General features: G+C 46.2%; 11 protein-coding genes. 3 read left to right on the top strand and 8 right to left on the bottom strand.

The window, feature by feature from the left end; translation table 11 throughout:
* Window positions 1-177: 177 nt before the first annotated feature.
* From BLS69_RS20685 to BLS69_RS20665, 5 genes are all read right to left on the bottom strand, one after another.
* Window positions 178-1,353: an acyltransferase gene (locus BLS69_RS20685; RefSeq protein WP_091035717.1), complete on the bottom strand. Its 1,176-nt coding sequence runs from the start codon at window positions 1,351-1,353 to the stop codon at window positions 178-180.
* Between the two features lie 281 nt (window positions 1,354-1,634).
* The gene (locus tag BLS69_RS20680) at window positions 1,635-2,981 is read right to left on the bottom strand and encodes a cryptochrome/photolyase family protein (RefSeq protein WP_091035715.1); all 1,347 of its coding nucleotides are present in this window, start codon (window positions 2,979-2,981) and stop codon (window positions 1,635-1,637) included.
* A 36-nt stretch (window positions 2,982-3,017) separates the two neighbouring features.
* A complete protein-coding gene (locus BLS69_RS20675; protein WP_091035712.1) occupies window positions 3,018-4,181 on the bottom strand; it encodes a response regulator in 1,164 nt (387 codons plus the stop codon).
* A gap of 99 nt (window positions 4,182-4,280) precedes the next feature.
* Window positions 4,281-7,376, bottom strand: coding sequence for a hybrid sensor histidine kinase/response regulator (locus BLS69_RS20670; protein ID WP_091035710.1), 3,096 nt, complete (start codon window positions 7,374-7,376; stop codon window positions 4,281-4,283).
* 240 nt (window positions 7,377-7,616) lie between these two features.
* Entirely contained in the window at window positions 7,617-8,045 is a 429-nt protein-coding gene (locus tag BLS69_RS20665; RefSeq protein ID WP_256332370.1) for an SRPBCC family protein, read from the bottom strand.
* Between the two features lie 228 nt (window positions 8,046-8,273).
* On the opposite strand from BLS69_RS20665, the gene BLS69_RS20660 reads away from it, so the two are divergent.
* Entirely contained in the window at window positions 8,274-9,041 is a 768-nt protein-coding gene (locus tag BLS69_RS20660; protein ID WP_091035705.1) for a class I SAM-dependent methyltransferase, read from the top strand.
* A 275-nt stretch (window positions 9,042-9,316) separates the two neighbouring features.
* Here BLS69_RS20660 and BLS69_RS20655 read toward each other — a convergent pair whose 3' ends face one another.
* Window positions 9,317-10,351 (bottom strand): NADH:flavin oxidoreductase/NADH oxidase, encoded by a 1,035-nt coding sequence (locus tag BLS69_RS20655; RefSeq protein ID WP_017691643.1) that lies wholly within the window; start codon window positions 10,349-10,351, stop codon window positions 9,317-9,319.
* A 48-nt stretch (window positions 10,352-10,399) separates the two neighbouring features.
* Window positions 10,400-10,591: a tautomerase family protein gene (locus tag BLS69_RS20650; RefSeq protein ID WP_017691642.1), complete on the bottom strand. Its 192-nt coding sequence runs from the start codon at window positions 10,589-10,591 to the stop codon at window positions 10,400-10,402.
* 488 nt (window positions 10,592-11,079) lie between these two features.
* Between BLS69_RS20650 and pepT the strand changes: the two genes are divergently transcribed.
* Window positions 11,080-12,318 (top strand): peptidase T, encoded by a 1,239-nt coding sequence (gene pepT, locus BLS69_RS20640; RefSeq protein ID WP_091035698.1) that lies wholly within the window; start codon window positions 11,080-11,082, stop codon window positions 12,316-12,318.
* A 135-nt stretch (window positions 12,319-12,453) separates the two neighbouring features.
* Here the strand turns inward: pepT and BLS69_RS20635 are convergent, their stop codons facing one another.
* Window positions 12,454-13,146 carry a Crp/Fnr family transcriptional regulator gene (locus tag BLS69_RS20635; protein WP_091035696.1) on the bottom strand — a complete coding sequence of 231 codons (693 nt, stop codon included), beginning with the start codon at window positions 13,144-13,146 and terminating at the stop codon, window positions 12,454-12,456.
* Between the two features lie 283 nt (window positions 13,147-13,429).
* Here BLS69_RS20635 and BLS69_RS32855 point away from each other — a divergent pair, with 283 nt between their 5' ends.
* Window positions 13,430-14,269 (top strand): methyl-accepting chemotaxis protein, encoded by an 840-nt coding sequence (locus BLS69_RS32855; protein ID WP_091035693.1) that lies wholly within the window; start codon window positions 13,430-13,432, stop codon window positions 14,267-14,269.
* Window positions 14,270-14,342 lie beyond the last annotated feature (73 nt).

Genomic DNA, 14,342 nt, shown 5'->3' with positions numbered 1-14,342 from the left:
CTTAATCCTGTTATCCATAATGTATTATCGTTCCGCCTTATGATTACCCCTCATATAGGAAAAAGAAACACTCGTTCCCCATATCACGCATATCTTTATATACAAAAAAAACCGCTCCCTGCTCTCCCCTAAGGTCGACCAAGAAACGGTTTATTATTCCTGTGTTGGAAAACCATCTTAACGAACGTCCAGTTGGCCCGAGTTCTGTTGTGGGACGAGACGTGGTTTGGGTTTTGGCAGATTGCCAAAGATGACCCATGCATATGGAACAAACCTTGCCGTCAATCCAACGACGATCCACGAAGCGATTAGAGCTACACCGAATCCTCCGGCATACCACAGATGCACTAACCACGATACTCCTGTTTGAGGTGGATAATTCCGATACACCAGCAGGAAGAATGGATGAATCAGATAGATGCCAAAGGACAATGCCCCAAGCCGATTCAGCGGCTTGACGATGAGTGAAGGCCCTTTGCGATAGAGCAGATAGGCAATCTGGATAAGTACCAGCGCACAAGCAAAGGTATGCACATTCCAGAAGAATTCATACCACAGTGTGTTATACGTTGCGATCTTCAGACGCAGCAGGTAATAGATATACACATGGCCAAGTCCGGCAATGATCCATACCGCCCAGAGCAGAATCCATGAAGCTACGCGTCCTTTGGTTGCATTGGCCCGACTGATGACAAACCATTGCTTGATTTTAGGGAAATATACCCCGATAAAAGCACCCAGCATGAAATAAGAGAAGTATGAGAACGCCCAGCTTCCCTTGTTGGGTACCTGGAATCCATATTTATTACTTACGATAAATGCCCATTGAATCAATAGTCCAATCGGTACAGACCATTTCACCACAGAAGGATACTTCTTAAGCAACCATAACACCAATGGGAATAACAGATAAAATTGCATGTTAATAAATACAAAGTACAGATGTGTATAAGCCTTGCCTGTAAACAATTTCGTGATAAAACTTACTGCCGATTCGCCGAAAGGTCGGCCCTGATAATGCGTGAAATGCAGCAACACAAAATACATTAATGAGAACAGGAAATACGGAAGCAAAATATACACAAATCTTTTCTTGTAGAAGTTACTTACGAGTTTCTTATCCAGCGGACGGGAATAATAGTTATAGAACAGTACGAAACTGCTCATAAAAATAAAGGTTGGCGTACCATATTTCATAAAGATATTAATAAAGTTGTACAGCCAGTAGTAGCCTGAACCCGTCATGTCCACCGTCGCATAAGACGTGGAATGCACGCAGAGTACGCCGATAATTGCCATGGCACGCACCAGATTCAGCTCTGGAATTCGCTCTCTTTTCAGTGTTTCACTCATGTTTACGTTTCTCCTTAATGTGTTCGTCAATATGTCAGATATGACTTAATACAATAAAGCTCTCTATCTATTAAAAGCCATAATGCTTAAGATGGATAGTCCATTTTCTTAACAATTCCTAAATTTTCAACACATTTCACACTATTTTCATGTCTATATATGTAAAAAAGACCGCGAGTACGCGGTCTGTGGGACATCCTGCTCTCAACCAAATGAATATTGGATCAACAGGATGAAAATGGTGAATTTGGGTTTGGGCATGATCACGCCCCTGACCGAGTCTACTTCCCACGACTCGCCAGAATCTGTTTATACACGTCAATAGCTGCCTGTCTCGATGCCTTCAGATCAACAATGGCATCCTTGCGCGGCTGATGGATGTCCTTGCTGTGCAGATCCTTCAATTCAGGCAACCACTTGCGAATATAATCACCTTGCGGATCATACTTCTCGGATTGTGTTACCGGATTATTCACGCGAAAATACGGAGCCGCATTCTCACCAAGCGAGGCACACCATAACCAGTTACCACGGTTTTGAATGTTATCATAGTCACGCAGCTTGCGCCTGAAATAGGCTTCACCCAAGGTGAACGGGCATTGCAGGTTTTTGGTGAGAAACATCGCCGTGAGAATTCGCAGCCGGTTTGGCATATGTCCGGTCTCATTCAGTTCCGTCATCGCTGCATCAATAATCGGAATGCCTGTCTCCGCCTTGCACCACCGTTCAAAGTGATCATTATGGAGAGCCGAGAGATCGTACACCTTTTCATATGTAAAATAGTGACTCTCATAAACTGCACGATACAGATAGAAGTCGCGGAAGCACAACTGCCTGATCCATTCCCCCGCTTCTGCCGTGCGACTCGCCGCATCATACATCTTGCGAATGGATACAGCCCCCACAGCCACGTAAGAACTGAGATGACTCGGCTCGTAAGCCTCATATTCATCCCGATGATCCCCATATTCAGCAATTCGATCCGACAAAAATTGATCCAATAGCAGATGCGGGTCCTCGTCATTCGAACCACTGCCCTCCAGCAACTCCGGAGGTACCTGCATTGCATCCGGCCATTCAATCTGACGATCACTCACCTTCAACTCTGCAACCGTTGTTGCCGAAGGAGGGTTGGGATGTTCATTCATGAATTCCACCCACCGCCGATGGAAAGCCGCAAATACCTTATATGGCTCCGACTTGCCTGTAAAATTGGCAAATCCATTCAGATCCATCAGCAGATGATCCGTCAGTTGTGTGAACGAAACCTCGTGCGCCTCACTGACTTTGCGTATGGCCCTATCCCGCTCGATTGCATATGGCGTCATATCCCGATGGACCACAATCTCGTTAATCTCACCTTTGAATTCGTTCAAGATGAATTCAACCACTTCAGCTGGATTGCCATAAGCAACATGCAGTTTTCTTTTGGCTTCAAGATAACGTCTGCCTAATTCCGCTGCATGCTGCCTGAAATTCACACCGCTGTGTTCCTTCTCTCGGCCTTGCCGCAGGAGGAATGCATCATAGATGAGAACATGCACACTCTCTTCTTGGTTTTCCCGCAAATAATCGAATGCGGCCAGATCATCCGTACGCAAGTCTTTGCGGTGTATGAATAGCTTCATGCCTCACCCTCCTGTCTGAACTTACGTTACATACGTTTATTTGTCCGTCAGGTTCTGATATAACCTGCTTGTTTCGGGCTCGGGCTGATACCCCAGATCCTCAATTAATGTCAATGTAAATGTATGATATAAACGAAGTATGCCTTGCTGATCATCCATGGATGCATACACTTCCATCATGAGTCGGCAGATTTCTTCCGAATAAGGCTCCCGTTCCTGCAATATCGTTAATTGCTCAATCGCTTCCTTGCCACGACCATGCTCCATGTCCCATCTCGCGATATCCATAACCAGCCCTGTATACTTGCGTCTGAGTTCCCTTGCTTTGGCCTGTGCCCAACGATAGTCATGCTCTTCCAGATAATCGCCACGATAAAGCGGAATCATATGCCTCAAGTCATCGATATTGTCTGATGTGATGACGTTGTAGACCATGGATTTTTCAAATTGGTCCACATCACTTACCAGATTGCCTGCTAACAGACGATAACGGTTCATATTGTACTCCAGCTTGCCCGTCATGTTCCATTCCTTAAGCAGCTTTCGAATCTGGTACACGGATGTATGTAGATGGGTTAATCCCTTTTCCTGGGAAACATCACCCCATAACTTATCCAACAAAATCTCCTTGCTTACCCATTCTTCCCTGTGATGGAACAAAAAAGCAAACAATTCCTGTGATTTGGTTGTGCGCCACTTATGTTTCTTGGCACCCTGATCCAAACTTCTGTAGATATCCAGATGTTTGAACGTGAGCAGCCCCGGAACTTCAGTATCCAACTCCACAGGTACGGGTTCCGATCCCTTTACCTCGACGGTGGCTGCAACTTGGGAATGATGCGACATTATGCCCGCGATTCGATCAACGGTTTTGGCCAATCGGGCGGAGCTTACCGGTTTCAGTACATAATCCAGTGCATGCAGCTCAAATGCTTCCACTGCATGGTCCGCATATGCCGTAACAAAGATAATACGAATACTCTGATCCAATTGCTGTATATATTCAGCCGCTTCCAGGCCATTCATCTCGGGCATTCCAATGTCCAAAAATACAACATCTACACGTTCCTTTGCCAGAAAATGCAGACCATCACGAGCTGTTGAAAAACATTGCACGGGTGTAATTCTTCCGTCCGTTCGTAGTAGTCGCTCCAGATGAAGCTGCGCTGGCTTCTCATCATCGATCACAATGGCTCTCACCGTTCTTTTAGCCTCCTGCTATGAAAGATTCAATAGGAATACCGATTTTATCGGCATCCGCTTATTAGTCTGTTAACCATAATTGCTTAACTCGGCACACTAATTGGAATAATCCACCTTTTGCACAGGGATACGGAATCGGATCTGCGTGCCTTTACCCACATGGCTATGAATCTCCAGTCCCTGACCATAGAGTGACATCAGGCGACGGTTTATATTTTGCAGCCCGACACCCCCCGGACCTTCGGTGCGCCCAGACTTGACCTGAGCCATACGCTCAGGAGGGATACCTACTCCATCATCTTGAACCTGTACGACTACATGCTCGCTCTCTTTGAAAACCCTAAGGTGAACTGTCCCGCCGGCTGCCCGCTCCATCACGCCGTGGCGAATGGCATTCTCCACAAGCGGCTGAATACTGAGAGGTGGCAGATATAGATGCACGTCCGATTCCACCTCATACTCGACCACCAGTCTTTCCTCAAATCTGGCCTGTTCCAGATGCACATATGACTCCACCAATTCCAGCTCTTTGGTCAAAGGAACAAGCTGCTCCCTGTTCTGGAAGTCAAAACTTCCGCGCAGGTAATGACTCAATTCAATCAGCAGATCGGTTGCTTTGTCCGGATTCACTGCACAGGTCGCAATAATGACATTGAGTGCATTATATAGAAAGTGCGGCTTAATCTGGGCCTGCAAAAAGGCCATTTCGGTACGAATAGCTTCCTGCACAGAACTCCGCATCTCAATTAATGTCCGAACTCTGGCGCGCAATTCACCAGCATCCACCGGTTTGCTCAGGAAGTCATTGGCTCCCGCCTGGAATCCGTGTTTGATATCCTCAGGCAACCCGCGGGCGGTCAGCATCAGAATCGGTAACTCCGACAAGGAACTGTGCTCGCGCAGTTTGCGACATAACTCAAGCCCGGACATCTTAGGCATCATCCAGTCCGTAATAACAAGATCAATGGACGGGAACTCCTCACGGAGTTTCAATGCAGTGGACCCGCTGTCCGCTGCGAGCACGCGATATCGTTCCGTCGATAACAGATTCAGCAATACCTGTCGATTGACGGGATCATCGTCTACAATCAGAATCGTATGCTCCGCTTCCGTAAGATCATCCTGCTCATCTGACTCTCTTGTCACAAGCTCCTTCGCCCCTGCCCCCTGTGAAGCAACATATCGGGCGGCAGCTGGTTTCGAATGAGTTTGCAGCAGCGGCAACTTCATAACAGGCAGAGTGAAATGAAAGGTCGAACCTTGCCCCGGCTCCGATTCAACCCAGATCTCACCACCGCCAAGCTCAACGAGTTTTCGCGTAATACTCAGACCCAGTCCGGTTCCATTATTCAATCGCTCGATCGTGCCGTTACTCTGCTCATACGCCTGGAAGATATCCTCCTGTTTGTCCAAGGCAATGCCTACCCCTGTATCAGCAACCGATACCTTCACCCAATCCCCTTCAACACTGGCGTACAATCGAATCTCACCCTGCTCAGTGTACTTATACGCGTTACCCAGCAAGTTATACAGAACTTGTCGGAGGCGATCTTCGTCTGCCTCAACAAGTGGCAACGACTGGGGCCATTGCTGAATCAATATAACTGGCTTATCCTCAAACGTGAAACCTGAGACTTCAACCACAGTACGAGCAACGGATTCCAGATCAACAGGTACCCGTTTCAACTCGATCTCACTATTTTTTAATTTGGAAAAATCCAAAATATCGTTAACCAGCAGTGAAAGGCGCTTGCCGGTTGAAGTAATCATGGACAGATTTTTGGCTTGCTTGGGCGTGACTGCTCCGGCCGCCCCTTCCAACATGGATTGCGCAATATTAATGATGCCGTGCAGGGGCGTTCGCAACTCATGAGACGTGTTCGCCATGAACTCGTCCTTCAGGCTGTCGATGGCCAGCAAACGCTCCGACAGGGCTTCCACGTCTCGGAATGATTGTGCGAAGCGGATTGCGGTCACAATCATCTGGGCAAATACAAATAATAAAAGTTCAATCAGCGCAAAGAACGCTGTGTCTAGGGTAGTGAACGCACCAAGCGTATACAAGACAACAACCATGAGTATGCTCATCATGCTCACCAGTGCAAAGTGGCTGTCATTCGGCCGTCCTTTCAACCAATAGAACATCGCTCGCAGCGTATAAAACATGACAACAAGCGAGATCAGTAACATGGGAAGCTCAAGAGACGAGAAAAGTGTTGGAGGGAGCGTAAGACCTACAATGGCCTGGGTAACGATTAACACTACAGCCAAACGAACAAACCACTGATGAATTGCTCCTGGCACACGGGCATCCATATACCGAAGCAAAAAGTAATAGGCAAAGGCTGAACTAAGGAGCTGAATACGAAGTATCTCATTATTGGTCAGGAACGGTACAAACGTACCCAGTAACTTCTCCCCATGTGTCAGAGCGTACACCGCACCAGAAAGGCTGAATAATCCGAGAAAACGAAGTTCCTTCTCCGTACGTCGTAATCTGAACAGAAGTAGAAAAAAGGCGGCTGGCAAGATAAAACCGAATAAGGCCATCAGATCCTTGAGCCAACCTTGTTGCTGGCTTTTCAGAATACTATGCTCGTCTCCAAACAAAATGGGCGCTACAATGCCCCCAGACGAGTAACTATAATTTGATACCTGAATGATAATGTCAGCCGTGTTGCCCTCAATGGACGTGAATCCTGTAAAGGGCAGATTTAATTGTATATCTGTCGCCTTGGTCTTTCCTGGCAGGCCTTTGCCGCCAATCTCTTTACCATCAATAAATACCCGGTGGGCCATGCGTATATTCTGCGTGCGTATACCATAATCGTTTTTCATCGTCCGGGGTGTAAGCTGAACTTGCAAATGATAGGTTCCATACCCATGGGCCTGCCCCAAAGATTTGTTCCATCGGGCAGGAACTTGAGTGCCCGACGAAGCCGGCAATGGCTTGCGACCGGATACACTTGCTTCAATATCTGCCGGGCTCAGCAACTGCCCAGGGTAGAAATCCCAGACACCCTTTAGAGACGCTGCACCCTTGCGATCAAAGTCCCATTGGGTCAGGTCAATTTTTCCATCCGTAGCCTGGGGGTTACTCCGCTCGCTAATTAACGTCTGGGCGATCCAGCCCAGCGGAACAATGACAATGCATATGAAACTTATGGTCAGCATAATCCAGTGTTTTCTCATCTATGTATTCCTTCCATCCACAATGGCGAGAGACGTCTAATTCTGTCGATTTATAACTATAATTCATGTTACACGTTTCTGGTGCTCACGGAAATAGTTTCCGTCTCATAATCGGTCAACTTCCTTATAATTTTAAGGATCTCTATCTGTTATCGCCAGCTCCTGGTACACCAAGAAACCCCAGGCCGAATTTCACCGGAATGAACGGGCGAAATGGCCTGGGGTTGATTGAATGAAGATTTATTTAACAACTTGGGCAAGCTTCTGAACGATTCCGGCCCATCCCTGTTCCATACGTTCGCGTACGATAGCGTGGGCCTGTCCAAACTCGGTCAGTTTATCCGCATCCCAACCGCTGTGAATCAGTGTGAAATCCGTACCTTCGGGCTGTTCATTCAGTTGGAACGTCAACGTCCAGTCCTTACCCCAGCGAAATGACAGCTTCTGCAGCGGAAGAACTTCCGTCACCTGACAGGGTGATTGGCCGAAGGGGCCTGCTTCCAATATAAACTCATGACCTTCCACGGGTTCCAGATTACCTGGCATGAACCAGGCCTTCAGTCCTTGCGCAGTTGAGACCATCTCCCACACTTCCTCTACAGGTGCATGGAGCACTAGTTCCTGTCGGATATCCGGCAGTGCACTTGATGAACTTGATGATGTATCCATTCGTATCATCTCCTTAGACATATCTGTTCGTATAATTACTGGTTAAAAAGTTTGACCTCCGCTTTGTACCCACCCTATAATTGGAACATATTCCATAAAAGGTGCGTGATTCCTATGATAGTCTGCTCTGAAAAATCCATTTCCAACCGTTGCCGGAAGGGATAATCCCGCTCACTTCCCTTCCACATTTGCAATTCATTATATCAAAATGTGGGGGACACCTATACTATGTCATTCAGTTATTACGGTCCATTATGCACCGCCGTTTATGATCTAACGAAACCTGTGGGACACTCCTTGGGAGGAGACATTGAATTTTATCTCCGTTATCTTCAGCGCTGCAAAGGACGTATCCTTGAAGCCATGTCTGGTTCAGGCCGAGTGCTCATTCCTTTGCTTGAAGCAGGCTTGACGGTGGATGGAATTGATTATTCAATGGATATGATTGACTCTTGCCTTTCTCGTTGTATGGAGCGGGCATTACCCATGCCTGAGCTGTTCGTTGTCGATCTGGAGAAGCTTGACCTTCCATATCGATACGAGGCAATTATCATTCCCGGAGGTTCTCTGCTCCTCATTCAAGACAGACAGGCATCGATTAGCGTATTACGTAATCTATTTCAGCATTTAGAACCTGGCGGCAAGCTCGTGTTTGATCTGTTTCTGCCCGATGTGACACAACCCTCTTCTGTAGAAACATCAACCGTTCCATTACCCGATGGTGATACGATCACGGTAGAAGTGACAACCATTGAAGTGAACCTTCTTCAACAGTACAAAGTGAGTCTAATTCGCTACGAACAATGGCATCAGGGTGCTCTTGTTGCTACGGAGCTGCAACAACTTACCCTGCGTTGGTACGGCATAGAAGAGTTACGCCTAATTCTCGAACACATTGGTTTCTCTGATATTAAAGTATACGCCGACTTTAACCCGAATCAGCCACCTACACAGTCCAATCAAAAATTCGTATACGAAGCAACTCGAAGAACGTAGTCATCGATAATTGGATGCATATGCTTCTCAATATCCAAAATCAGGCCACAGCATGAGGTTTAACCCATGCTGTGGCCTTTTTTTACTATATAAGATTTGCAATAAACATTTACACGAGAACGCAGAGGACAGAAATAGCCTGAAGAAGAAAAGCGTTCGCCTTTATCCTCAGATTTCCACCTTTGAAAAAGTGAATCAAAAAAATCTGGGGATAACAGCGATCGGAAGGTTATTCTGTCATCGGAGTGGCAAGTGTAAGTATAATTTAGAGCAAATTAGTATCCACGAGAATATTGCTCTGCAATGGCAGCTTGATCCTTACTCACACCCAGTTCCAGAGCGGCATGGTTCGCCCAGTACGGATCACGCAGCATACCTCTGCCAACGGCAACCAGATCCGCATCACCGTTTCCAATCACCGCCTGAGCCAAGGCTGCATCCTCCAGCATACCCACTGCGATTACAGGAACGTTCAGTTCTTCACGGAAGCGACGGGCAAATGGTACCTGATACCCCGGATAGTTCCCCGGTTTCCGCTGTCCAGAAGGACCTTCGCCACCTGAACTGATATGGAACATGTCCACACCTGCATCTTGGTAAGCACGGGCAATATTAATCGTGTGGTCGATGTCGTATCCACCATCAGCGTATTCTACAGCCGAAATCCGCAAAATCAGCGGCATATCTGCTGGCATTTCTTTTTTCACTGCCCGAATGACTTCAACGCCAAAACGGGACAGATCCTGGCCGTATACATCCTCACGATGGTTCATCAGCGGGGAATGGAACTGGTGGATCAGGTATCCATGTGCACCGTGCAGCTCAATAGTATCCACTCCAGCCTGTACTGCACGGCGAACACCGTCTGCGAACTTCTGCACCATAGCTTCTACCTCTTCGGTACTTAACGCGCGTGGTTCCTTGTACTTTTCTCCCGGGAATGTAACTACCGATGGGGCAACCGGCTGCGGTGCATCCTCTGCTTTTCGTCCGGCGTGTGCGATCTGAATAGCTACTTTGGAGCCGTAGGCATGGATTCCATCTACAAGTTTGGTGAAGGCAGGCACATGCTCATCTGACCATATACCCAAGTCATTATCGGTAATACGTCCATCCGGATCTACATCGGTCATCTCGATTACAATCAGTCCTGTTCCTCCAACCGCACGGCTCACATAGTGAACCTGATGCCAATCGTTCGGAATGCCGTCCTTCGCAGTGACAGAATATTGGCACATCGGTGCCATGACGACACGGTTATTTAATTGCAGACTCTTGAATTGATAAGGGGAAAATAATTGTTCAGTCATTAATTCTACATCTCCTGTTCCATGATCATGATATATATGAAGCCTTACTTATTTGTCTAAGTCCGAAAACAGTTTTCCGTTCTTGCCGTAATTGTCCTTCTCCAAATCCTCAATGAAGATAAAGACTTTGCTCGGATCAACATCCAGTGTCTCACAAGCCACCTGAGTCATACGTTCAATCAACTGACGTTTCTGCTCAACCGACTTGCCTTCCAATACCTTAACAGTGATAAATGGCATGTCTAGGACTCATCCTTTCTTCATCATTTATTATGAACCTCAGTTACAGAAATACAAGTACGTACATTTTTGTGACCTAGTACCCTTTTTGATACCTAGTCATCCTCATATTTCGGTTCAGCCCCATTCTGGAAATGACTGCAAAACATGATATGATAACCGTAGAGAACCACAATAATTACTATACCCAATTTACATAAGTTGTGACTAAAGGTTACACGATAACGGAGAGGGCAGAAATAACCTGTAGAAGCGGAGCTAAAAGCTTTCTGCAAGAAAGCTACTTCGAAAGCATACACTTCGCCTAAAAGCTTTCTGAAAGAAAGCTGCATCGAAAGCATACGCTATCCTCAGATTTTCACCTTTGTAAAAGTGGATCAAAAAAATCTGGGGATAACAGCGATCAGAAGGTTATTCTGGCCTGTAGTGGATCAGTGTAAAACAAGTAGCTCAACTTATATACTACTCAAGCTAGGGAGCGATTATAGATGAAAGATGTATTAATTCAAAGACTGAGTACTTATGTTCAAATGGATACCCAATCCGATGAAAATAGTGAGACCTGCCCTTCCACACCCGGCCAACTGGCCTTGGGCAAACTGCTCGTTGAAGAATGTACCTCCATTGGTCTGCAAGATGTGACGATGGATGAGAATGGTTATGTCATGGCTACACTGCCATCCAATACCGACAAGGATGTTCCTGTAATTGGTTTCCTGGCTCACCTCGATACAGCGACCGACTTTACTGGCAAAAATGTCAAACCACAGGTTATCGATAACTATGATGGTGCTGACATTGTGCTGAACTCGGAGCTGGATGTAGTACTGTCCAACAAGGATTTCCCGGAGCTGCACGAGTATAAAGGCCACACCCTGATCACAACCGATGGTACAACGTTGCTTGGTGCAGATAATAAGGCAGGCATTGCCGAGATCATTACGGCGATGGCCTATCTGATTGAACACCCGGAAGTGAAACACGGTAAGATTCGGGTTGCTTTTACCCCGGATGAAGAGATTGGCCGTGGACCGCACAAGTTCGATGTAGCTGCTTTTGGAGCCAAATATGCTTACACAGTCGACGGTGGACCACTTGGTGAGCTGGAATACGAGAGCTTTAACGCAGCTGCCGCTAAAATTACCGTACGAGGCACCAATGTACATCCTGGAACTGCGAAGGATAAGATGGTGAACTCCCTGAAAATTGCGATGGAATTGAATCGACGCCTGCCTGTGGAGGAAGCTCCTGAATTCACGGACGGTTATGATGGATTCTATCATCTGTTGTCTCTGGAGGGTGATGTTGAGCTGACAAAGATGAGTTACATCATCCGTGATTTCGACCGGGCGAAGTTTGAAGAGCGCAAAACAAATCTATTGAATATCGCGAACGAACTGAAGACCAAGTATGGAGAGAAAAGCATCACGATTGAATTGAATGACCAGTACTATAACATGCGCGAGAAAATTGAACCCGTACGCCAGATCGTCGACATTGCCCATGAAGCCATGACCCGACTGGACATCGAACCTGTTATTCGCCCCATCCGGGGAGGAACAGATGGTTCCCAGCTATCCTATATGGGTATGCCAACACCAAATATCTTCACTGGTGGTGAGAACTACCACGGTAAATTCGAATATGTATCGGTAGACAATATGGTGAAGGCCACCCGTGTTATTATAGAGATCGCTCAATTGTTCGAGCAACGCGGAGATATCTAATTCACTTAAATGCAGAGTAAAAAGGGCACCCCTTGGTATATTCGGGAGGGTGCTCTTTGTTGTGCCATATTGTATTTTATTGTGTCGCGTCATGTCGCATAGATAAACAGGCTTGGTCTTTATTTTAAAATGCCATCACTCATATATATTGCCTCCTGCGATGACACGCAACTGTTCCAGATCACAGATCACTAGCTTTCGCTGCACTTTACGAATAATATCTCGATTACACAGATCTTGAACAACTCTATTAAGATGTCTATAGCTGGTGCCCAGCATATCCGCCAGTTCGGTGAGCTTCGAGGTCTGGATCTCTTCGGAAGAAGACTCGTCCTGGCCCATTGTGGACAACAGATAGCTGGCAAATCGGCTCTCGACCGGATATAACATATTCAGACTCGACAGGTTGGAAAAGGTATACAATTTGTGTGTAACTTGACCGAGCATAAAGTGAAGAAACTTAGGGTTCTCTGCATACGTATTCTGGAGAGCGCGGTAGCTGATACCCAGCAGCAGGCTTTTGCTCACAGACTCTACCGTATTCATAGCCTCCTTGCCATTCACCAGTTCCAAATCTCCCACAAGCGCAAGTGGTGTACTGAAACGAAGCAACAGAGACTTCCCGTTAGGCAAGGTGGTATAGATCTTGAGCTTGCCCTGCACGAGGAAATACAATCGCTCGGGTCGTTCACCTTTGGCACATATCATCTCGCCCTTCGCAGCCTCAAGTAGTCGCAACTCAGCGAGTGCAGGCTCGTCCAGCACCTGATCCAACCCATTCTCACGAGCGAGTTGCCGCACAAGTCCAAAGTCCATGATTTCTTTCATTCCGACTTCCCCTCCGTTGTCGTATATAACGTATGCAAAAGGACATATGTCCCATAATTAATATACATCCGTACAAATATCTTGATATAAAAATAGTTACAACTAACACTTATATCCAGTAAAACAGTTCAACTGGGAAATATTTTAAAATTTAATCATAAAATGTTCATTCTTTCATGCAAAATGCCGTTCACGAAAATCCATTTCTATCCGATGAAAGATAGAGCATTCCATAGATCGTTAAAAATAATACATTCAAATATTGAAAGGATGGTCCTCTTCCATGAACGTTGTAGATGCCCTGCTTAAAGTAATGCCTTATATCAGCATGATCCTTAGAGAACCAGCTAGTTTAACTGTATATGATCACGAAAAGGTATTGGAGGTTGTTACCACCGACAAGTTTGACCTTGGTTTTGAAAAAGGAATGCCACTCTTGGAATCGTATCAAAACTTTGCCATCTTAAAAAACGGAAGAGAAGCTACTCTCGCTACTCTCTCCAAGGAAGTTTATGGTATCGAACTGGATATTCTGAACATTCCGATCTTTGATGATCACCAAAAAGTTGTTGCTGTTTTCTGTGTATCTTACGACCAGTCTAACCAGAACCAACTTGAAGACATTATACAAGAAAATCAAACCATCAATGGTAACCTCGTTGATATGGTGCAACATGTCGCCGCTCATGCCGAAGAATTGCAAGCAACCAGTGAACAGATCTTGCAGAACACAAGACTTGCTGTTCAGAACTCTTCCCAAATCAACAAAGTAGCCGGGTTCATTCGTGAAATCTCTGAGCAAACCAACTTGCTTGGCCTGAATGCCGCTATTGAAGCCGCTCGCGTTGGTGAAGCCGGTGCCGGCTTCGGAGTGGTTGCTTCCGAAGTACGCAAACTCTCTGTGGATGCCAAACAAGCTACAAGTGATATCGATACCAGTCTGAGAGATGTACAACAGGTCATCAAACAGATGGAAGTTGAAGTCTCCCAGATTGCAGCCTCTTCACAGGAACAAGCAACGCTTGTATCCTCCTTTACGGATGTGATTGAGCAGCTTAATGAAACAGGCGAGCGAATGAAAGCTCTGTCCGAACAACTGATCAGTTATTCCGTTAAAAATTAATCAAAATATATCTTTGATGAAATTTGTTAGTGCAAAGATACATTTTATATGCAACAAACAGGACTTGGGTTGC

It is taken from the genome of Paenibacillus sp. CF095 (genome assembly GCF_900101225.1).
Lineage (GTDB): Bacteria > Bacillota > Bacilli > Paenibacillales > Paenibacillaceae > Paenibacillus.
Note: the sequence above shows the minus strand (reverse complement) of the source record. Positions and strands in the feature narration are given on the sequence as shown.

Bases quoted from the DNA above. Each gene is read 5' to 3' on its own strand.
- BLS69_RS20685 (WP_091035717.1), bottom strand. From the start codon at position 1,353: ATGAGTGAAACACTGAAAAGAGAGCGAATTCCAGAGCTGAATCTGGTG.
- BLS69_RS20680 (WP_091035715.1), bottom strand. From the start codon at position 2,981: ATGAAGCTATTCATACACCGCAAAGACTTGCGTACGGATGATCTGGCC.
- BLS69_RS20670 (WP_091035710.1), bottom strand. From the start codon at position 7,376: ATGAGAAAACACTGGATTATGCTGACCATAAGTTTCATATGCATTGTC.
- BLS69_RS20665 (WP_256332370.1), bottom strand. From the start codon at position 8,045: ATGGATACATCATCAAGTTCATCAAGTGCACTGCCGGATATCCGACAG.
- BLS69_RS20660 (WP_091035705.1), top strand. From the start codon at position 8,274: ATGTCATTCAGTTATTACGGTCCATTATGCACCGCCGTTTATGATCTA.
- BLS69_RS20655 (WP_017691643.1), bottom strand. From the start codon at position 10,351: ATGACTGAACAATTATTTTCCCCTTATCAATTCAAGAGTCTGCAATTA.
- BLS69_RS20650 (WP_017691642.1), bottom strand. From the start codon at position 10,591: ATGCCATTTATCACTGTTAAGGTATTGGAAGGCAAGTCGGTTGAGCAG.
- pepT (WP_091035698.1), top strand. From the start codon at position 11,080: ATGAAAGATGTATTAATTCAAAGACTGAGTACTTATGTTCAAATGGAT.
- BLS69_RS20635 (WP_091035696.1), bottom strand. From the start codon at position 13,146: ATGAAAGAAATCATGGACTTTGGACTTGTGCGGCAACTCGCTCGTGAG.
- BLS69_RS32855 (WP_091035693.1), top strand. From the start codon at position 13,430: ATGAACGTTGTAGATGCCCTGCTTAAAGTAATGCCTTATATCAGCATG.